At 44.9% G+C, this 18,339-nt stretch carries 21 protein-coding genes; 9 read left to right on the forward strand and 12 right to left on the reverse strand.

Going from position 1 to position 18,339, the window contains the following annotated elements; translation table 11 throughout:
- Positions 1–44: 44 nt before the first annotated feature.
- The 4 genes from TW84_RS12155 to TW84_RS12170 are packed head-to-tail and all read right to left on the reverse strand — an operon-like array spanning position 45 to position 3,456.
- Positions 45–1,043 carry a CobW family GTP-binding protein gene (locus tag TW84_RS12155; protein WP_045975900.1) on the reverse strand — a complete coding sequence of 333 codons (999 nt, stop codon included), beginning with the start codon at positions 1,041–1,043 and terminating at the stop codon, positions 45–47.
- Positions 1,033–1,593, reverse strand: a complete 561-nt coding sequence (locus TW84_RS12160; protein ID WP_045975901.1) for a DapH/DapD/GlmU-related protein — start codon at positions 1,591–1,593, stop codon at positions 1,033–1,035. The genes TW84_RS12155 and TW84_RS12160 overlap by 11 nt, the downstream gene beginning before the upstream one ends.
- 29 nt (positions 1,594–1,622) lie before the next feature.
- Positions 1,623–2,957 carry a dihydroorotase gene (locus tag TW84_RS12165; RefSeq protein WP_045975902.1) on the reverse strand — a complete coding sequence of 445 codons (1,335 nt, stop codon included), beginning with the start codon at positions 2,955–2,957 and terminating at the stop codon, positions 1,623–1,625.
- 37 nt (positions 2,958–2,994) lie between these two features.
- A complete protein-coding gene (locus TW84_RS12170) occupies positions 2,995–3,456 on the reverse strand; it encodes a Fur family transcriptional regulator (protein WP_045975903.1) in 462 nt (153 codons plus the stop codon).
- 264 nt (positions 3,457–3,720) lie between these two features.
- Between TW84_RS12170 and TW84_RS12175 the strand changes: the two genes are divergently transcribed.
- From TW84_RS12175 to TW84_RS12195, 5 genes are all read left to right on the forward strand, one after another.
- Positions 3,721–4,137 carry a RidA family protein gene (locus TW84_RS12175; protein WP_045975904.1) on the forward strand — a complete coding sequence of 139 codons (417 nt, stop codon included), beginning with the start codon at positions 3,721–3,723 and terminating at the stop codon, positions 4,135–4,137.
- Positions 4,138–4,218: 81 nt separating this feature from the next.
- Positions 4,219–5,103: a DMT family transporter gene (locus tag TW84_RS12180; RefSeq protein ID WP_045975905.1), complete on the forward strand. Its 885-nt coding sequence runs from the start codon at positions 4,219–4,221 to the stop codon at positions 5,101–5,103.
- A 265-nt stretch (positions 5,104–5,368) separates the two neighbouring features.
- Positions 5,369–7,015, forward strand: a complete 1,647-nt coding sequence (locus TW84_RS12185) for a phosphoethanolamine transferase (RefSeq protein ID WP_045975906.1) — start codon at positions 5,369–5,371, stop codon at positions 7,013–7,015.
- Positions 6,994–7,875 carry a hypothetical protein gene (locus TW84_RS12190; protein ID WP_045975907.1) on the forward strand — a complete coding sequence of 294 codons (882 nt, stop codon included), beginning with the start codon at positions 6,994–6,996 and terminating at the stop codon, positions 7,873–7,875. Before TW84_RS12185 ends, TW84_RS12190 begins: the two co-directional genes overlap by 22 nt.
- A 66-nt stretch (positions 7,876–7,941) precedes the next feature.
- Complete coding sequence (locus TW84_RS12195) at positions 7,942–8,409, forward strand: homocysteine S-methyltransferase family protein (RefSeq protein WP_240478173.1); 468 nt, start codon at positions 7,942–7,944, stop codon at positions 8,407–8,409.
- A 108-nt stretch (positions 8,410–8,517) separates the two neighbouring features.
- Here the strand turns inward: TW84_RS12195 and TW84_RS12200 are convergent, their stop codons facing one another.
- From TW84_RS12200 to TW84_RS12215, 4 genes are all read right to left on the reverse strand, one after another.
- Entirely contained in the window at positions 8,518–9,264 is a 747-nt protein-coding gene (locus TW84_RS12200; RefSeq protein ID WP_045975908.1) for a ThiF family adenylyltransferase, read from the reverse strand.
- A 2-nt stretch (positions 9,265–9,266) separates the two neighbouring features.
- Positions 9,267–10,130 carry a hypothetical protein gene (locus TW84_RS12205; protein WP_045975909.1) on the reverse strand — a complete coding sequence of 288 codons (864 nt, stop codon included), beginning with the start codon at positions 10,128–10,130 and terminating at the stop codon, positions 9,267–9,269.
- A 486-nt stretch (positions 10,131–10,616) separates the two neighbouring features.
- The gene (gene arfB, locus TW84_RS12210; RefSeq protein ID WP_045975961.1) at positions 10,617–11,030 is read right to left on the reverse strand and encodes an alternative ribosome rescue aminoacyl-tRNA hydrolase ArfB; all 414 of its coding nucleotides are present in this window, start codon (positions 11,028–11,030) and stop codon (positions 10,617–10,619) included.
- 96 nt (positions 11,031–11,126) lie between these two features.
- Positions 11,127–11,555, reverse strand: coding sequence for a PACE efflux transporter (locus tag TW84_RS12215; protein WP_045975910.1), 429 nt, complete (start codon positions 11,553–11,555; stop codon positions 11,127–11,129).
- 91 nt (positions 11,556–11,646) lie between these two features.
- On the opposite strand from TW84_RS12215, the gene TW84_RS12220 reads away from it, so the two are divergent.
- On the forward strand, positions 11,647–12,528 hold the full coding sequence (locus TW84_RS12220; RefSeq protein WP_045975911.1) for a LysR family transcriptional regulator: 882 nt from the start codon (positions 11,647–11,649) through the stop codon (positions 12,526–12,528).
- Between the two features lie 6 nt (positions 12,529–12,534).
- Here the strand turns inward: TW84_RS12220 and TW84_RS12225 are convergent, their stop codons facing one another.
- On the reverse strand, positions 12,535–13,146 hold the full coding sequence (locus tag TW84_RS12225; protein ID WP_045975912.1) for a LysE family translocator: 612 nt from the start codon (positions 13,144–13,146) through the stop codon (positions 12,535–12,537).
- Positions 13,147–13,249: 103 nt separating this feature from the next.
- Here TW84_RS12225 and TW84_RS12230 point away from each other — a divergent pair, with 103 nt between their 5' ends.
- Positions 13,250–14,125: a LysR substrate-binding domain-containing protein gene (locus tag TW84_RS12230; protein ID WP_045975913.1), complete on the forward strand. Its 876-nt coding sequence runs from the start codon at positions 13,250–13,252 to the stop codon at positions 14,123–14,125.
- A gap of 8 nt (positions 14,126–14,133) precedes the next feature.
- On the opposite strand, the gene TW84_RS12235 is transcribed toward TW84_RS12230, so the two are convergent.
- The gene (locus TW84_RS12235) at positions 14,134–14,694 is read right to left on the reverse strand and encodes a TetR/AcrR family transcriptional regulator (protein WP_045975914.1); all 561 of its coding nucleotides are present in this window, start codon (positions 14,692–14,694) and stop codon (positions 14,134–14,136) included.
- Positions 14,695–14,784: 90 nt separating this feature from the next.
- Here TW84_RS12235 and TW84_RS12240 point away from each other — a divergent pair, with 90 nt between their 5' ends.
- Both TW84_RS12240 and TW84_RS12245 read left to right on the forward strand, forming a co-directional pair.
- Positions 14,785–15,315 (forward strand): dihydrofolate reductase family protein, encoded by a 531-nt coding sequence (locus TW84_RS12240; protein WP_045975915.1) that lies wholly within the window; start codon positions 14,785–14,787, stop codon positions 15,313–15,315.
- Positions 15,316–15,521: 206 nt separating this feature from the next.
- Positions 15,522–16,676: a histidine decarboxylase gene (locus tag TW84_RS12245; RefSeq protein WP_045975916.1), complete on the forward strand. Its 1,155-nt coding sequence runs from the start codon at positions 15,522–15,524 to the stop codon at positions 16,674–16,676.
- A gap of 56 nt (positions 16,677–16,732) precedes the next feature.
- On the opposite strand, the gene TW84_RS12250 is transcribed toward TW84_RS12245, so the two are convergent.
- Positions 16,733–17,410: a hypothetical protein gene (locus tag TW84_RS12250; RefSeq protein WP_045975917.1), complete on the reverse strand. Its 678-nt coding sequence runs from the start codon at positions 17,408–17,410 to the stop codon at positions 16,733–16,735.
- A complete protein-coding gene (locus tag TW84_RS12255) occupies positions 17,397–18,332 on the reverse strand; it encodes a hypothetical protein (protein WP_045975918.1) in 936 nt (311 codons plus the stop codon). Before TW84_RS12255 ends, TW84_RS12250 begins: the two co-directional genes overlap by 14 nt.
- Between the last annotated feature and the right edge of the window lie 7 nt (positions 18,333–18,339).

Below are 18,339 nucleotides of genomic sequence, written 5' to 3' on the forward strand. Positions count from 1 at the left end.
GTGTATAGGGTAGGTGTATTTCCTACCCTCTGAGACTTCGTTGTTTAGGCTATCACGCAAGCCATTAATTGGGCTTCAATCGCATCGTCAAGGTTGTCCGAGATAAACTCTACGCGGCTTTCAAAACCATCATCCAGAATCACTTCGGTCAATCCGTCTGACGTCATGTTGTAGCCTAAAACACCCATATCGGTTATGAATACAGCCTTCATACGTTCAATGTTCAGATCAAGTAGCATTAATACCAATTTCTGTCGGCTGAAAACTTTGTCTGGTGAGAAGCGCCAGCCAATACTTCGAAAACCTTCACCTTCGTTTACTGCTTTGATGATGCCACTCTCTGGCATTGGTAGATCGGCGGCCAGAGGTTTTGATTGAGCATGGTAGTGATGGTGACTGCCTTTTTCGTTGGCTAAAGTAGGTCCCTCAAATTCATCAAAAGGAATATTGCCAAATTCGGCGAAAATCACTCGTTTTTCCTCACCACCTAGCTTTGTTACATAAGCGCCTAACTGCTGTTTCTCATCGCCTTGGTACAAATCGATTTTGTTACCTACTATGGTGTCTGAAATCGCGATCTGTTGGTTGAATGTATCATGGTGCGTGTATCGCTCATCAGACAGCTGTCGCGCATCAACCAGCGTGAGTGTTTTTTGTAAAGACAGTACTTCTTGATAATGTTTAGAAGAGAGCACTTGCAATACTTCTTTAGGGTGCCCGAGGCCAGTCGGTTCAATGAGAAGACGGTCAGGCTTGGCTTCGGTAAGTAGTTGGTTAAGAGCAATTTGCATGGGTAGCCCAGCTGCGCAGCACATACACCCCCCCGGAACCTCACGAATAAATACTTGCTCTTTTCGATTATGTTGGCCTTGAAACAAGCTTCCATCGACACCTATTTCACCGAACTCGTTAACCAGAATAGCCCAGCGTTCGTCAGCCGGTTTGTACTGCATTAACTTGAGGATTGCGGAGGTTTTTCCTGCACCGAGAAAGCCGGTAATGATATTGGTCGGAACCGCTTTGATTGGTTGTTCAGAGCTCATTTGCCATTCTCCTATACCCTTTCACAAGGGTGTGGTTGGCTGATACAACGGACTCTGAAAATGCTGAATACTCAGGCGGGACTTTAGAGATGCTACTTAAATCAAAGCCTGCGCCAATATTGGTCATTGGTGGTACATGAAATTGCTCAGGCAAATCTAAACCATCAACAACACAGTTGTGGCGAATGACACAGCCTTTTCCTATCGTCGCGTTAAAAACGACCGAGTTGAAACCGATGAACACGTCATCGCCAACCTCACAAGGGCCGTGGATAATAGAGCGGTGGGCAATAGAGGAGCGCTCGCCGATGGTCACAGCTGCGCCTGCTTTGGAGTGGATAACAACGCCGTCTTGAATATTGGTATCCTGCTTGATGACAATAGGATCCATCTTTCCCTCGGCGTTGACTTCATCCGCTCGTATCACCGCGTATGGGCCAATAAATACATTGTCTTCGATAATCACTTTGCCACAGATGATGGCGGTTGGGTCAATGAATGCCGTTTCGGAGACGACAGGCATATGCCCGTTTGGGTTTCTTCTTAACATTTTAATATCTCAGTGGATAGGAACTGCTTTTAGCGTGTGAAGGACAGGGCACTGGCGATTGATGGCTCAAAAGTCACTTGTTTCCCGTCGAATACCTTGTTGCCGTTCACCCAAGTACTTTGGATCTTCGACGAAAAGGTGTGACCTGCGAATGGACTCCAGCCGCAGTGATAGAAGTTGTTGTCATGAGTGACGCTGGTGGAATTGTCTCTGTCGACCAGCACCAAATCGGCGTAGTAACCTTCGCGAATAAATCCTCGGTCTTTGATCGCGTATCTGAGTGCTGGATTGTGCGATACTTTCTCGACCACCTGAGTCAAGCTCAGCCTTCCTCTGTCGACGTGATCGAGTAAGCTCAGTAGGGCATGTTGGACCAATGGCATACCCGCGGGAGCCTGTTCATATGGTACCTGTTTTTCTGACAAGGTATGCGGTGCATGGTCGGTAGCGATGATATCAATCTGATTGGTGTGCAAAGCTTGGATCAAGGCATCTCGGTCGCTGGCGTACTTGATCGCTGGATTGCATTTAATCAGGTTGCCTCGCGCAGCGTAGTCCTGATTGCTGAACCACAAATGATGTACACACGCCTCGGCTGTGATGTGTTTTTGTTGAATGGGCCCCGGTTCAAATAGTGAAAGCTCTTTTTCCGTGGTGATGTGAAGAACGTGCAGCTGCGTGCGGTACTTTTTAGCTAATGAAACGGCGTATGATGAAGACGCAAAGCATGCGGCATCATCACGGAGTACTGGATGGTCTTCAATCGAGAATACCGAACGAGATTGCCGTAATTTTTCGCTGTTTTGGGCGATGATAGGGCTACTCTCACAGTGTGTTACCACCAAGGTGGGCGATTCCTCGAAGATTCGCTCTAATGCTTGCGGGTGCTCGACCAACAAGTCACCCGTTGAAGCGCCCATAAACACTTTTACGCCACAGTGCTTTGTTGGATCCAGCTGTTGTATTTGAGTTAGGTTATCCTCGGTAGCACCAAGATAAAACGCGTAATTGGCGTAGGAGTACTGGGCTGCAATCGCGTATTTCTGTTCGAGCGCTTCAATGGTAGTCGTGGAAGGGTTGACGTTTGGCATCTCCATGTAACTGGTAATACCGCCAGCGACTGCTGCTCGTGACTCTGAACCGATAGACCCTTTGTGTGTCAGACCAGGTTCTCGAAAATGCACCTGATCATCGATCATTCCGGGGAGTAGGTAACTTCCCTCTGCATCGACAATTTCGTCACTGGGAGAGGCGACAATATCTGCTGCTATTCTCTCTATTCTTTGACCGACAATACGCACATCCATTTGACTCACGATACTGTCGCTGACGATATGAGCATTCTTAATTAGTATTGAGGTCATAACGCTGAACTGGCTCCTTTTGCTGGTTTACTGAGTGTTAATCGGAACTTTGGCTGCATTCGTGGCACAGACAATCAATCTCAAGTTGCGGTGTTAACACCTTAAATCCGACTTGCTTGGCATCTGACTCTAGGTTGGTAATAAGGGATGGGTCTAAAGTTTGTTCTTGAGTCTTGTTACATTGGCGGCAAATCAAAAACTGGGGGACGCCATGTTCGTGCTCGTCATGGATATGAGCACAGGCGACGTACTTGCTTGAGGCGTTGAGCTTATGTGCCAAGTGCTCTTGTTCCAAAAACTCCAAGATTCGGTAAGCAGACATGGCTTGAACCGTTTGGCCAAAGTGAGTTTTTGCATAGTCAATCAACTCATAAACAGACAGCGCTTTATCAGCATGAAGGAGCGCCGTGAGTACTTGCTTGCGTTTTGAAGTGAGCCGCTTTCCATTTGCCCGGCAGCGTTTCTCTGCCTGTTCAATCATTGTTTCGATTGTCTCCATAACATTCACCCAAACCGTGTATTTTCTGGTGCCCTAATATCTTTTATATTATATTATGTTATAACATAACATTTTGGGCTGCAATAAAGTCTTTAACCAGACTTGGTGAGCCAGACAAGGAGAGCCTTTGTTTGTTCATCGGTATCCCCATCTTAGCGGTATCGAACGGACATTGCTTGCGACTAAAAAAATGCTCTTGACCTCAATCTTGGTTGAGGTTTTACAGTGATTGAGATTTGAACCTACTAAGTTGAGAAGATAACAATGTCAAATAAATCAATCACGTTTGAAAACCCTTCAGATTTATTCAATCCGACGCCATATGGCTTTTGTCACACAGTCACTGCTCCCTCTGATGGACAGCTTGTTTACATCTCGGGCCAAAGTGGTGGAGAAGGCGTCGAGCACCGCTTGAGTGAAGATTTTCGCCAACAAGTGCGGAGTGTGTTAACTAACTTAGAGATTGCCTTGACGGCTCATACACTCAGCTTCGGCGATGTTTTAAAAATTACCGTTTTAATCGTCGATCACGATGAAAGAAAACTGCAAGTCTGGAGCGACGAGATGCTTATGCGCTGGCCTTCTGATCGCTTACCTGCCAGTACGTTGATCCCAGTGCCTAGATTGGCGCTTGATGAAATGAAAATAGAGGTGGATGCGGTTGCTTTTAAAGCGATGTAAGCGATATTGCCGATGAACTTAACTCAACAACGACAAGATACACACCGAGTGAAAAAGACGTATTTTAGGTAATCCATCGTTATGTTTAGAAACTATTTAACCCTGCTGACAATTGGTCTTATTTGGGGCTCTCAGTTTGTGTTCCAGAAATATTCTCTAATGGGATTTGACCCAGTATGGATAGGCACATTCCGCGCTATTCTTGGCGCACTAACATTAACTCTGATATGCAAAATGACGGGTATAACCAGTGTGAGCAAGCAATGGGGGCTGTTTGCATTGATTGGCATGCTGGAAGCAGCGATTCCGTTTGTTTTGGTACCTTGGGCACAGCAGGAGTTATCAAGCTCGATTACGGCTATATTGATGGGAACATTGCCTTTCTACGCATTGTTGCTTGCTCCTGTATTTATTAGAGGCACAAGAATCAGTATAGGCAGTGCGATTAGCGTGATTGTAGGATTCGGCGGGCTGTTAGTGTTGTTTTATCCTGAGCTTGCCACTGGGGCTGGGCGCATCGATCTTGTTAGCTCGATAGCGATTGTGTTCTCTGCTATCTGCTTTGCTGTTGCCTTGCTGTTACTTAATCGAGTGAAAGGTGAGCCCCCACTTATTGTTGCGCGTAATGTTCTGTGTATGGCCAGTGTTCAGCTCACCGTCATCGCCCTGATGACGGCCCCGCTCAATCAGTCTCACCCGAATACGTCATCAGTTATGTCTTTGCTTTACCTAGGTGTAATATGCGCTGGCGTCGTGTATTACCTCTATATGATGAGTATTAAAAATGCGGGCGCAGTTTTCACTTCCATGACCAATTATTTGGTCCCTGCCGTCGGTGTATTGATTGGTGTTTTCCTTACCGATGAGTCTGTCCAAGGCAATACTTGGCTAGCGCTCGCCATTATTTTGTCAGCCTTGTTTATTAATCAGATGTTCGAAGGCAAACACAGTAAGAAAGAGCGATAGTTTTACGCTTTTGCCACGGCTAGCTGAGCCGTGGCATCCAATTTCTACAAGTAACACTATTGGTTAAGCAGGGAGCTCAATATCTAAGTTTTCGACAGTGTTTTTTGATATGAGAATCAAAAAGCGATGATTCTCTCAATATAGGTTTGAGATTAACCCGATAACTCTATTTTCCACTTAATGTATTGTAATTTAAAGATTTTGTAGTTGGCATGTTCTCTGCTGTATTGATTGAATGCGTAAGTCGTTATAGAGGAGAATGCTTATGAAGGCGATGAATAAAACTACTATGTTGTACTGCGTAGTTGGTTTACTTCCTTTTCTAGTGCCACTTGTTTTTACCATGCAGTTAAGCAGTGTATTCACTTACTACTTCGCGCTGATGAGCGTGCTGCTACTGTTATTGATTATGACGTTTAAAGGCTGGCTGGGTAAGGCGACCAAGCTTCTATTCGCTCTATCGTGCTTGTTCAGCATCGTTTCTTTAGTTCTGACGGGAGGCCTTGTTTCTACGGGGGCGTTCCACTCAATACTGCTGACACATAGCGAAGAAGTTATCGGTTATTTTGAACTCGTTAACTGGTACATCATGGTTCCGGTCTTTCTATCCACCGCGATAGGGCTGTATTGTTTCTGGAAAGCCTACTTACCTATTCAGGGATGGCGCCGAATGACTTTATTGTTGAGTGTTTTGGCTGTGGCTACCGCCTTGCCTGTTTTTAAATGGAACTTTGACCCTGAAGCCAAACAGCAGATAACTGAAGATTACGTCCATACTTTGTACCTTTATCAGGATACGCCCGCGTACAATGTTTTCAGAGTTGCTGCTTTGGCTTTTTATGAGCGTTATCAGAGCCACTTGAGCTATGGGCAAGATTTGCCAGAACATGTATTGCCTGATTTTTCTCTCACTATTCCTACTAATATCGTCATTGTTATTGGGGAGTCTTCACGAAGAGCATCCTATTCTCTCTACGGTAGTCAGATAAATTCGAGCCCAAAGCTGAAGGCTCGCTATATCGAAGACAGTAACCTTGTCACTGTGGTCGATGGTGTCTTTGCTCCTGCCCCCAACACTCGAGAATCTGTCCCTCGTTCGTTCTCATTTGTTTCGGCGAATCAAATGTTGTACCAAGGGTTGCCTTATGTGAACTTAATTGATGTTGCTCGGATGATGGGATACCAAACTACCTGGGTTACCACTCAAGCACTCTACACTCGCTGGGACTCGTTCACCGCTAAAGTAGCGACTTCCTCAGATAATGTTATCCATACTGGTGAGCCAGGACAGCTTTGGCGAGATATTGATGCAGCCAAAGCGGTGGTAAAGCAGCTAAACAAAGATGATGGGCATCAGTTTGTTGTGCTACATTTATCTGGCGAGCACGCTGATTACTCAGTGAGAAATGGTGAAGCATTGCCTCAAGCTCACTTTGATGCCATCAAGCAGCAACTCACTTCAGACCTGTCACCCATTGAAATCGCTTACTTAAGCTCTGTTCATTTCACAGACTCGATTCTGGATGCACTGATTTCTGGGCTGTTTAAAGATGAACCCAACAGCTTACTGGTTTACTTTTCCGATCATGGTGAAGTTATTGGCAAAGGGCATGGGCTACAACCTATTCGGATCGAAGACGAGCTTGCCGTCCCTTACCTTGTTTTTGGCTCGCTAGGGAAAAATATGTCTGAGGTGATTAACTGTTACCGGGATAATCAACATCTGCTGTTTAACAGTGCTTACTTTCCTGAAGTCTTGTTATCAACACTCGGTATGAAAATAGAGCCACCAGAGTCAACCAGTGAGTTCACCTATTACTCTGTGCAGGGTGTGACGAAAACCTTACCTAGTGACTTTTCATTTGAGTTTTATTATCCGGGGCAGCAGCAATGCAGATTCAACGCTCATTAATTTATGTTTTAATTTTTACATCTGCTCTTATCTTGCTGACGTTCGATAAGTTGAGACCGATCAGGGTTTTTGCCGTTTACTCCAGTTGTAAAGTCGTCGAGAAAGTGGGGTTGGTAGCAAGCTGTGATCAATTACCCGTTGTCACTATTTTGGAACAAGGCAAGTTAGATGCTGATTCATACGGCGTGGAAGACCCGCTAGCGTTATCTTTGTTCTTTGAACGCTATCGTATTCCTGAGCATGTTTATGCTCACCGAACAAACAGTCCTGAGCGGGCAAAAACATACGCTAAGTATTATCACGCATTCGAGTTTGATGCGGTTTGGAATGCGGACCAAGAGGCGCTGGATATTTACCACTATCCTGAACACGCATCAATGGCGTTCTACTTCCATCAACTTGTTGATATTGTGCCGATAAGCAGTCGTTTATGGTTAGATCTGAAAAATCTAACGCCTGAAATGAGCCCAACTATTGTAGGCTATCTGAACCGCTACTTTACTCAGAAGGAAGACAGGCAACGTCTAATTGTAGAATCTAAAAACGCGGCTGCACTCACTGACTTTCATGCATCAGGGTATAAAACATCCTATTATTTGCCGAGCCCAGAGCTCCTTGCAGGGTGTGAGGAACACCGTTCTGTCCAAGAGTTGATCGCGAATATTAATCAGTGGAAAACCGATTTTATATCATTTCCTTACACTCAACAGCAATTTGTAGACTTGTGCGTTTTACCCTACGTAAGAGCGGTTCCGCAGCTCTCTTGGGGAGGGTTACCGTTCGCGATTCCTGAAGGGGCATTAGAGCGATATCAAGGTTATATCGTCGATCACTCATTACACCTAGAGAAGCTCGAATGAGTCTTATGTGAAACTGGTCGTCGGCTAAGATAGGGTACTTCAGCTGTGGTTTAATCTCGTACCTTGATGAAAGAGATCTTCACTTGCATTGACGTTTTCTCGCAGACGGATAAACCTTGTTTTGTAGCCTTTACCTTGATGGATGAAGTGAATCAACCAGCTCGTCTTCGATCTGGTGAGTCGGTGTCATCAGCAGTAGAGCTTTTGTTGAGTAATGAAGCTAGAGGAATATTCTTTAATTGCTCAATTCCAGAGGTCATTGAGCAAGCGATCAAAGCGGTAAACAACGTGGTTGATCTGTTGGACCATAAGCTAGCGATTGGTGTGTTTGCAAACAGTTTTACGCCAATAAATACCAGCCATGAGGCGAATAACACCGTGCAGGCTATGCGTCATTTTTCTCCTCGGGAATATTTAGAGTTCGCAAAAACATGGCATTCGCTCGGCGCTAGTATTATTGGTGGATGTTGTGGCATAGAACCCAGTCATATTGAAGTGCTATCGGCATGGCGAGATGGAATGGAAGAGTCTTAATTACTCCTCAAGACATACATATTTAATGCTCAGGTTAAAAATCCCTCTTCGAAGAGGGATTTTACTGAATTTTACTAGTTTTGGTCTCGAAATGATCAGAAGAACATCCTACAAAATCTTTGGCGCCATTACATCGACGTATTGAAACTGAGGGAATTTGGCAACGGGGCTACCTTTGGTTATCGCAACGATAGCACCTATAGTCATTGATGCCGAAATTGATGAAGAAATGGCTAGCTGCGAGTCATATTCCACTTGTTTTGCGTAGTAAGTCTCTGCGCTCTTTACCAAGTAGTCGGACATGGCACCGGAGTGGAGCAAGTGCATCAGAATAGCCTGTTTAATCTCGGTGTGATGAGCGACTTGATAGTACTCCAGCCAACCTGGCGTAGTGTGATCGAGCAATGTCATCCCAGACCCGAAGCCTAAATTGATGGGAAAAATTTCCACTTTCTTATGCTGTTTGCAGATCTGGTGAACGAGAGGGAATTCAGGTGCATCAAAGTCTATGGTATTGATGACAAAATCATGCTCAGGGATGCGTGCCCTCAAGTCTGACTCGTCCAGAAACTTGTCTATGACATTAATTGATGCTGTCGCATCTATTTTTGTCAGTCGGTCTCCAATTGCTGACGCTTTGTTCTTACCAAGCTCGTGGGAAGTAAAGTTTTGTCGATTAAGGTTGCTTGACTCAATGGTATCGCCATCGGCAATGGTAATATGCCGGATGCCAGTGCGAAGAGCCAGTTCTGCGACGACCCCACCGATTCCACAGCCTACGATCAAAAGTTTGGTAGAGGCTAGTTGCTGCTGTTCTGTAGGCGAGACGAACAACCAGTTACGTGAATAGTTCATCACTAGGCTCCTTCGGTAGATTGTCCAGTGACAGATTCTTTAGTTTGATAGGCTGGTCCAGAGCTAACCATTAAAACCAATCGATAGAGACTGATTTGAATCCAGGTTTTGAATGCAACCCAAGTGTTAAATATACCAACTTGTAGAATGTCTTCTCCCTTCTCAGTATCAATCCACGTCATAACAAAGCTGTTTACGTTGTGGCGTTTTGCTCTTGGTAGCTGGCGGTAGTCTTTTTCAAACCCCATTTCATCGGTTTCAGAACTGAGAACAAAACGCTTCGAGTCAAAGGTAACGGATTCCGGATTGTGGAAGTATTTTTTGACATAACCATTGATCAGCGCTTCTGCAACTCGAGCATAGATTTTAGAAGGTGGTTTGATTTGGTTGGACTCTGCGGTAGGCCATCCTTTTACAGTAAAACGGCTGAAATTTTCTATGATTCTGGGCGTTGCAGATATGTTGGTGGTATAGACTCGTCGATATTTTCTGTAAATGACTTTGGCTAAGCCTGCGGTAGCGAGTGCCAAAAGATTCGTTCCATTGTTTTCTGCGATAACAACGAGTCCTGCGTGAACAACGGTTAACTTACCTTCGCGAATAATGGGGCTCACCAAAAATCCGATAGGCACTTGTTGCTCTTTATACAAGATGCCGACAACCATGCTTTGGAATTTGTTACGTATCGCTTCTACATCATCAGTAGCATCTAACAGTCTGTGATCAACTGGTTTCTTAGCGCGTCCATTGATTGAGAGTAACTCATCGTAAATATTTAAAAGTGCTTCGTCGCTCAAGTACTTTCCCGGATTAAAGTAATGATGTGTAGTTGTTGGTCCAAAGTGATCTATGTAGGTGTGCGTCATAGCAGCTAGCCTCGTTGTAATTATCATTGCTGTTTTTATGTACGACCTTGGCCTTATAAATAGTGATAATTTACTTTGCATAATCATCATAAATATAAATAAAAACAGGATTTTAAATAAAAATTTTGCATATGCTACTGGTTTTATATTTTGGTGAAAGGCAGTAGATCACAAATGATGAATGCAACCAATGTGATATGGAAAATTGAACGATTTGAAAAGGTGGCTATACATGAGGAGGTGTGGTGGGAGTTGTTGTGACCTCTCGTTGCACTCTATGCTTGGGTGTTAGCTGAACGAGCAACTCATCACTTAATAAATCGATGAGTTGCTGGCGTAGCTATCTTTAATTATTTGAAGTTAAGGATTGGTGCCTGCTCAACCTTCTGAAGGCAGGTTTCTCTAAAGACTAGTTACGCTGGGTAAGTTTGGCTATTTTTTGAGGCCAGTAGACCGCCTCAATCTTGAGGGAGTGTTAAGGATATTTTAGTGACTCACCTTACCGCGCAAGGATTTTGTTTGTGACTTTATTCCTTTGGCTTTTAGGCGTCTTTCTTTCGAAGCTCTTGTGGGTTTGGTTGTGCGGCGTTTTTTCTGTACGACATTAGCGGAGCGAATCAGTTCGGCGAGACGATTAAGTGCGTCTTCTTTGTTCTGCTCCTGAGTGCGGTATTGCTGCGCTTTGATGGTGATAACGCCTTCTTTCGAGATGCGTGAATCATTTAATGCTAGCAAGCGCTCTTTATACACCGCAGGAAGTGTTGAGTGCCTTATATCAAACTGCAGGTGTATCGCAGAAGAGACTTTATTCACATTCTGGCCGCCAGCACCTTGAGCGCGAATTGCCGTAAGTTGAATTTCCCATGCCTGAAGCGTGACTGTGTTTGAAATAGTGAGCATTAATGAAGTGGATTTGCCGAGTAATAAGCGAAGTGTAAAGCGAATAGCGGCTAAATACCACGAGCTTTGATAAAACCAAAGCCCGTGCATCTGCGTTTATGCTGAAGTGGCCAGTCGCTGAGTGGTAATGCGTTGACGAATCGCGTCGTAAACCCAGTTGAAGCCGATGGAGTAAAGGACGAAGAAAATCACCACGCCAATATCCATGACTAACACTGACCAGAATCCGAGTTGCAGTGTCCACATTAGAACTGGGAAAGAGATGATCATCATGCCCAATTCGAATCCGAGCCCGTGCAGAATACGTACTTTGGCGGTTCGCTTACTGCGGTCTGCACCGAATACTTTGTCGTAACCATAGTTGTAAATGTAGTTCCAGCCCATCGCTATCATTGATAGTGCGATTGCTAGCCCCGCCATTTTTCCCGCGCCGTTTCCAGTGATCAGCGTTGCTAGCGTCGCCATTACAATCAAGGCAACCAGCTCAAATAGCACCATATGTAGAATGCGTTCTTTATGTGACATTGTTTCTCTCTCACTTATGTACTAATTATTTGCTATAAATAATATCAGTAATTATGATTGAATAAAGATAGTAACTATCACTAATGATGATATGTATAACATTGAGCAACTAAGGATGTTTGTTGAAGCCGTTGAGCAGGGCTCCTTTTCCGCTAGTGCGAGAAAGTTGGGCAAAGTGCAGTCAGCGGTGAGTCAGGGGATCAACAATCTAGAGATTGACCTGAATATTCAGCTATTTGATCGTTCGACGCGTAAGCCGACGCTGACCCGTGAAGGGCGTCAATTGTTTAAGCAGGTCAAAGCGATTGTCTTGCAGGTGGAAGAGCTGAACGCCTCTGTGGAATCGATTGAAAGCGGCGATGAGGAACTAATTCGCCTTGCTGTAGATGATGCGCTCATGGTGCCGAGTTTACCGAAAATACTTCACCAGTTTGCGGAGGCCTTTCCGGCAACAGAGATTGAACTGATTTCGACCGCCAGTATGGATGTCGTCGAGTCTTTGACTTCACGTCTGGCAGACATTGGCATCATGTTTACTGATTTGGATTTTAGTCAGGACATTCACCCGTGCTTTATTGGCCATTTGCCGTTTAAAGCGATCTGCCATCCAGCTCACCCTCTGGCTGAGCTGGATACGGTCACGATCACTGATGCCATCAAATACCGCCAGTTGTTACCGCGTGGTAACCAAGGCGCCACCTTACAGCAATTTCCCGTGTTAGCATCCAAGGTGTGGTGGTCAAACAATTTTAGCTCGATTAAGCACACTATTCTGCACGGCAACTTAGGTTGGTCCTATCTGCCCGCTCACATGGTAGATCCTGCTATTGAGTCAGGTGCCTTGGTTGAATTACGTGTTTCGATTGACCACAAGACTTGGAGCCCTCCTGTGGATGTGGCGACCTTGAAAAGTTCAGGTAAGGGTCCGGCACTCTTATGGTTGGAAGAGCACCTCAAGCAACTGCTTGACTGATTCTTATTATGCTTTGGTTGCCAATAAGGCGCCGAAAGAGACAAGCGCAATGCCGCAGGCTTGTTCTAGCTTTTTCTTCAATTTCAGCAAGCGCGTTTGAAGGGTTGGCGAGGTCAGCAGGACGGCCACTAAACCAAACCACAGCCCGTGGAGCAGAATCATATAGCCACCGTAAAACAGCGCTAGAGTCAATTCTTCGCCGTTGTGAGAAATGACTTGACTAAAGATACTAACAAAGAACAACATGGTTTTTGGGTTCAATGCGTTACAAAGCCAGCCTTGCAATGCATAACGCCACTGAGCTTGGTGGTTTTCTATGCCGGCTTGTTGCTCTAATTCGTGGCTGCTGGATAAAAATCCTTTTATCCCTAGATAAATCAGATACGCAGCGCCGAGATATTTCAGGCATTGGAAAAGAAAAAGGTTTTGTGAAATTAAGTAACCAATACCTAAAATAGAGTAGGCGATGTGAACCGTAATTGCGGTACTAATGCCAATGGCAGTCCAAACACCTGCCGCTCTCCCTTGTTGAATACTGTTCCTCAACACTAAGACAAAATCTGCCCCGGGGCTAATAACAATAAAGAAGCCAAGTACGGCTAAACTAACAAATTCCATTGTGAACCTTTGTATATTGTTTATAAGATGCAGCTATTGTAGGAAGCTTTCCTCCTTTCTATAATCGAAACTATTGCCAAAGAATTGTGAGATAAATTCACATATGCGTCACCTTAAAGCGTTTCACGCATTCCACATCGCAGCATCGTCCCGCAGTTATACGCAGGCAGCAGAGCAGCTCAATCTGACGCATGGGGCCGTAAGTAAGCAAATCAAGACGTTAGAGCAGTATTTGGATAAGCGCCTGTTTCATAAACAAGGTCGAAATGTGGTGCTAACCGAAGAAGGGCAACTGCTCAAGAGCTATACCGAGCAGGCGTTTGGCGCTTTATCGGCAGGTGTTGCCAAGCTCAACAGTCTTGATGCTCACTCTTTGGAAGTGTCCTGTGAACCCACGCTTACCATGCGCTGGCTGATGCCCAAGCTGGACGAATTCTATTCTCAAACAGGGACGGATGTTCGCTTATCCACGGCAGGAGGCCCAATCAATCTGGTCAATGCGGGGCTGGATGTCGCGATTCGTCGTGACGATTTCCCGATCCCGTCGCACTATCAGATAACTTCTTTGGTGGAAGAGTGGGCGGGTCCAGTGTGTAGCAAAGAATACTGGGAGAGCATTCAAGGTGATATACAAAATGCTAAGGTGCTGCATTCTCAAACGCGTTTAACAGCGTGGCAAGAGTGGTTAAATGCTTCGTCTCTCTCAGGAGTCACAACAAAATCCCAGCAAAGCTTTGCTCATTTCTATTTTTGTTTGCAGGCGGCAAGTGACGGGCTTGGGATCGCTATAGGTTCTTACCCACTGGTACATCATGACATCCAGCAGGGGCGGTTAATTGCGCCAATGGGCTTTTCTCTCACCGGGCACAATTATGTTGCCATCCAAGACGCCGATCATCATTCTCCATTGAGTACGCCATTCATCAACTGGATGAAATCGGAAATGAGTGACTGCTTACCTTGTCACTGTGCAGCATAGCCCTTGCGTTATTGACCAGACATTAAAGCGCGGCAATAGAGTGAAAGTGGTCCTGTCATCATGTTTTCATCGAGTAGGTCGGTGTTAGGGTTGCAATTAAGGGCTAAAGCAAACCCGTGCAGGTAATCCGCCAAAAGGTGAATGGCATTACGCTCCTCTGCCTCGCTCAAAGACAATGGTGCGATAATAGATTTGAAGCGCTCAACGAAGACCATCGCTGGGCTGACAGATTCCATGCTGAGCAAAGTGGTCAACAATCCGGGATAGCTCTTCAACAACTGGACATAGCTGGTTGCTAACTGCGTGAGCTCATGCTGCCAGTTTTGGTTAGTTTTAGGCAGATAGATGTCTTCAATTAAGGAAACCGTGATGGCTTCCAGCAGCGTATCTTTGTTTTTGAAATAGTGATAGATGGCCATAGCGTCGACATCTAACTCACTGGCCAGTGCCCGTATACTAGGAATTTTTCCCTGTTCTTTCATCATTGATTTTGCAACCGAAAGAATCCGTTCCTCACCTAATTGAGTTTTTTCTCCTGCTGGTCTTCCGCGTTTCTTCTTGACAGTCATTTTGTTATCTCGTTATAGTATTTTCATTAATTCTACACTGTAGAATTAATGGTGTCGAGTTCGTTTACCTATAACTATCGGAGCTGTTTTATGTCTAACATCGTGTTTATTGCTACTAGTCTAGACGGGTATATCGCGGATAAAGAAGGTGGCCTTGATTGGCTACATTCGGTCCCGAACCCAGACAATCATGATATGGGGTTCTCTAACATCATGAAGCGCATCGATGCGCTCGTGATGGGGCGAAACACATTGGATGTGATTTTAGGCTTTGGTGGTGAGTGGCCTTATTCCAAACCTGTTTTTGTATTGAGTAATACAATGGACAAGGTGCCTGAAGGTTATGAAGACAAGGTCTTTTTGGTTAAAGGGGTTCTGGAGAGTGTACTGGAGGAATTAAATGGTCAGGGTTACAAAAATCTCTACATTGATGGTGGAAAAACGGTACAGAGCTTCCTTCAGCAAGACCTGATTGATGAGATGATCATCACTACGATTCCAGTATTACTTGGTGGTGGCGCGCCGCTGTTTGGTGAATTAGTGAATCCATTGAATTTCAAGCTGCATAAGAGTGAAACCTATCTGGCAGCTATTGTTCAAAGTCATTATTTAAGAGATTGAAAAATAGTAGAAACGTCAATGTTTATAATGTCAAATAATTGATATATATAACATTTTAAATGGATGCTCTCTTAGTGTTTCATCAGCTAAATGTAGTAATTTCCTATCGCCAGTCACACATCCGAATTTAGCGTTCGATTTATTGTTGTAATTGTTTGTCGAAAAGGGCATTTAGACGTCGATAAATTGGACGTAAAGGATTGAACATGCCGCTTTCTTATGATGATACTCAAAGACTTAGGGAGTTTTACAAAGTTTGTCTCGATAGCCAACATCAGATGTTGGGATATCCAGTTGCGACAGATTACGACTATCAGGACCTATGGTCTTTCTTCCAGTTTTCTATTAATAATGTGGGTGACTGGGCGGAAACGTCGAACTACCCAATGAATACCTTTCCCTTTGAGCAGGATGTTGTTGAGTACTTTTGTCGGCTATTTCACACCAACACAGAGAACGCTTGGGGGTATGTCACTAACGGTGGCACTGAAGGTAATATGTACGGGTGCTATTTGGCACGCGAACGCTTTCCTGACGGTGTGGTGTATTTTTCCAAGGATACCCACTACTCAGTAATGAAGATTGTTCGCTTTCTCAACGTTGAGCACTGTGTTGTAGAGTCTCAGGCGAATGGTGAGATGGATTATGACGCGCTTGAATCCGCTCTTAAGGAAAATTGGAATAAACCACCGATTATTTTCGCCAATATTGGCACGACTATGTTCGGAGCGATAGATGATCTAGAGCAGATTCAGGCTCGATTGTATAACGCAGGATTTGGTCGCGATCAGTACTACATCCATGCGGACGCCGCGTTACACGGACTAATTGTTCCTTATGTGGACAACCCACCCCCATTTTCGTTCAAAGACGGTATTGATTCCATATCAGTATCTGGACATAAAATGTTGGGCTCTCCGATTCCATGTGGCATGGTGTTGGCGTTGAAAGAGCACACCGATAAGATCAGCCATCAGATTGAGTATATTGCTGCGCCAGATAAAACACTCACAGGCTCGCGTAATGGTTTAACGCCTTTATTTCTATGGAAGTTTATTCGAAGTTCCAGCGAACAAGAAAAAAGAGAACGAATTCAAAGCTGCCTTGAATTGGCAGATGACACGGTTCAGGTACTTAACCAGCATAATATTCCAGCCTGGCGAAACGCCAATTCAACCATCGTTGTATTCCCCAAACCTTCTGAAGCCATATGGAGAAAGCACCATCTTGCGGTTGCAAATGGTATGGCGCACATCATTATCGCAGGTCAGACAGTGAGCAACCGAAGCAAATTGAATCAAGTTCTGGATGATTTGATGAGTGAGCAAGCTTATACGGAGATGGCTCTCTGTAAAGAGTAACAGTGAAAAGGGCCAGAGTGCCCTTTTCTGATTTGCAGTGAGGGAAGCTAATTATCTTACTCCCAAGAGTAAGTCGTTTTCTTGTTAGGCTTACGCTTCTTTTCAACCTCTGTCGCACACAGATAATCTTCTCGAAAATCAGGGTGGTTTTTCATCTCCAATGGGACAAACAGTCTGATCTTAGTCCCCGCGACGACAACTGTTCGATTTCCCATCACGGCGATATCACCACGATGTAACCTGATACCCTTCATGGTTTTGACCGATGAGCTAGACGAGGAAAGCACCACTGGATAGCCAAACAACGTCAGTTCTTGATTGGTCAGAGTGACGGTTTCTTTGAATGTCACCTCAAAATACTGTTCTTCAGAACGGATAATACTTTCCAGTTCACGCACCTTATCCTCCACTGACGCGGAAAATACCCACTGGCCAAGTATTGTTTCCCATTTGCCGCCCAGTCGCAGACATTTCTTGTAGAGAAATTGATTCTTGCGGCCACTACTGAGTGTGCAAATGTCGATGCTGCTTTGTTCTTCAAGGGGAAGGGTAAGCTTAAAAATAGCTTCGTTGGAGTAGTATTTGTATTTGTTCGAGACTTCTTCAACATGCAGCTCAACTTCACCTAACGGCAAGTCACGACTGTAATCGTCAATGATGATTTTACAATGAGAACGTCCAGTGGACGCGAGAAAGAAATCTCGCTCTTTTTTCAGAATATTAAAGGTTCTCATTGTCGCCGTTCGTTTCTCGTAGAATCTGTTTCATCAAAGCTTGCTGTTCGCGATCAATCGTGTCTTGTTTAACTGGTTGCGCAGGTTCCATCACTTCTTCCCAGGCGACTTCCGATGTGTTTTCAGTCGATGTGCTTTCACTCGCCCCACGCAGTTTATCAATGCGAGAAAGAATGCTTCCGACTTTGCCACTCGGCTTTATACCTTGTTTCATCCGACGCTCAATTTCACGATCAGTTTCCGTAGGTTCGACTTTGAGCACGTTCTGCTCAACGTCTTTTTCTCTTTGGTCGAGTGTCTGATCGAGGTTGTTCTGCACTTCTTGATACGCGTTGATGTATAGCACTTTGAATTCTTCGGCGAGATTCTTCTCAGATAGCGATTTCAGGTAACTGTTTTTACGGTTAAAGATGTACTTTTCAACGCGAGTTTGCGGATCTTTTTTGATCAGGATGCGATGGCGAGCTTCAAGAATTTCGTTGTTGAGCGGAAGGTCTTTCAGCATAGAGAGCAGGGCCAACGCGGGCGGCCACTCTTTACCTGCCACCAAACGCTCACGTAGATGATGAACAATGCGCTCAACATCATCGATGGACAGCTCAGAGGCAAACGCTGCAAATTCATCATCCGGCTCTGAGCCGTACATGTGAGTGAACTGGGTGGAGAAGTTCTCCTGCATTTTGCCAAAGAAACCCATGATGTGCTTGCGTTGCTCTACAGAGTAGGGACGAAGCACATCCTTCAAATCCTGATTGAACTCACTGCTGACTTGCATTTGGTTCGAAGTAGTCGCAGGTGCAGCAGGCGTTTGAGTTTGCTGAACAACGGGGATGCTAGGTTTGGTGACCTGTTGAGTTGTTTGAGCGGGCTTATCCTGACTTTTTTGCTTCCAAGAAGAGGCGATCTCGTTGATATCTTTCATCTTTTAC

Source organism: Vibrio neptunius (assembly GCF_000967495.1).
Lineage (GTDB): Bacteria > Pseudomonadota > Gammaproteobacteria > Enterobacterales > Vibrionaceae > Vibrio > Vibrio neptunius.

Excerpts from the sequence above, each read along its gene's own strand:
- TW84_RS12155 (WP_045975900.1), bottom strand. The coding sequence starts at position 1,043 with ATGAGCTCTGAACAACCAATCAAAGCGGTTCCGACCAATATCATTACC.
- TW84_RS12165 (WP_045975902.1), bottom strand. The coding sequence starts at position 2,957 with ATGACCTCAATACTAATTAAGAATGCTCATATCGTCAGCGACAGTATC.
- TW84_RS12170 (WP_045975903.1), bottom strand. The coding sequence starts at position 3,456 with ATGGAGACAATCGAAACAATGATTGAACAGGCAGAGAAACGCTGCCGG.
- TW84_RS12190 (WP_045975907.1), top strand. The coding sequence starts at position 6,994 with ATGCAGATTCAACGCTCATTAATTTATGTTTTAATTTTTACATCTGCT.
- TW84_RS12230 (WP_045975913.1), top strand. The coding sequence starts at position 13,250 with ATGCGTCACCTTAAAGCGTTTCACGCATTCCACATCGCAGCATCGTCC.
- arfB (WP_045975961.1), bottom strand. The coding sequence starts at position 11,030 with ATGCTCACTATTTCAAACACAGTCACGCTTCAGGCATGGGAAATTCAA.
- TW84_RS12180 (WP_045975905.1), top strand. The coding sequence starts at position 4,219 with ATGTTTAGAAACTATTTAACCCTGCTGACAATTGGTCTTATTTGGGGC.
- TW84_RS12255 (WP_045975918.1), bottom strand. The coding sequence starts at position 18,332 with ATGAAAGATATCAACGAGATCGCCTCTTCTTGGAAGCAAAAAAGTCAG.
- TW84_RS12245 (WP_045975916.1), top strand. The coding sequence starts at position 15,522 with ATGCCGCTTTCTTATGATGATACTCAAAGACTTAGGGAGTTTTACAAA.
- TW84_RS12160 (WP_045975901.1), bottom strand. The coding sequence starts at position 1,593 with ATGTTAAGAAGAAACCCAAACGGGCATATGCCTGTCGTCTCCGAAACG.
- TW84_RS12175 (WP_045975904.1), top strand. The coding sequence starts at position 3,721 with ATGTCAAATAAATCAATCACGTTTGAAAACCCTTCAGATTTATTCAAT.
- TW84_RS12185 (WP_045975906.1), top strand. The coding sequence starts at position 5,369 with ATGAAGGCGATGAATAAAACTACTATGTTGTACTGCGTAGTTGGTTTA.
- TW84_RS12220 (WP_045975911.1), top strand. The coding sequence starts at position 11,647 with ATGTATAACATTGAGCAACTAAGGATGTTTGTTGAAGCCGTTGAGCAG.
- TW84_RS12195 (WP_240478173.1), top strand. The coding sequence starts at position 7,942 with ATGAAAGAGATCTTCACTTGCATTGACGTTTTCTCGCAGACGGATAAA.
- TW84_RS12225 (WP_045975912.1), bottom strand. The coding sequence starts at position 13,146 with ATGGAATTTGTTAGTTTAGCCGTACTTGGCTTCTTTATTGTTATTAGC.
- TW84_RS12250 (WP_045975917.1), bottom strand. The coding sequence starts at position 17,410 with ATGAGAACCTTTAATATTCTGAAAAAAGAGCGAGATTTCTTTCTCGCG.
- TW84_RS12235 (WP_045975914.1), bottom strand. The coding sequence starts at position 14,694 with ATGACTGTCAAGAAGAAACGCGGAAGACCAGCAGGAGAAAAAACTCAA.
- TW84_RS12215 (WP_045975910.1), bottom strand. The coding sequence starts at position 11,555 with ATGTCACATAAAGAACGCATTCTACATATGGTGCTATTTGAGCTGGTT.
- TW84_RS12240 (WP_045975915.1), top strand. The coding sequence starts at position 14,785 with ATGTCTAACATCGTGTTTATTGCTACTAGTCTAGACGGGTATATCGCG.
- TW84_RS12205 (WP_045975909.1), bottom strand. The coding sequence starts at position 10,130 with ATGACGCACACCTACATAGATCACTTTGGACCAACAACTACACATCAT.
- TW84_RS12200 (WP_045975908.1), bottom strand. The coding sequence starts at position 9,264 with ATGAACTATTCACGTAACTGGTTGTTCGTCTCGCCTACAGAACAGCAG.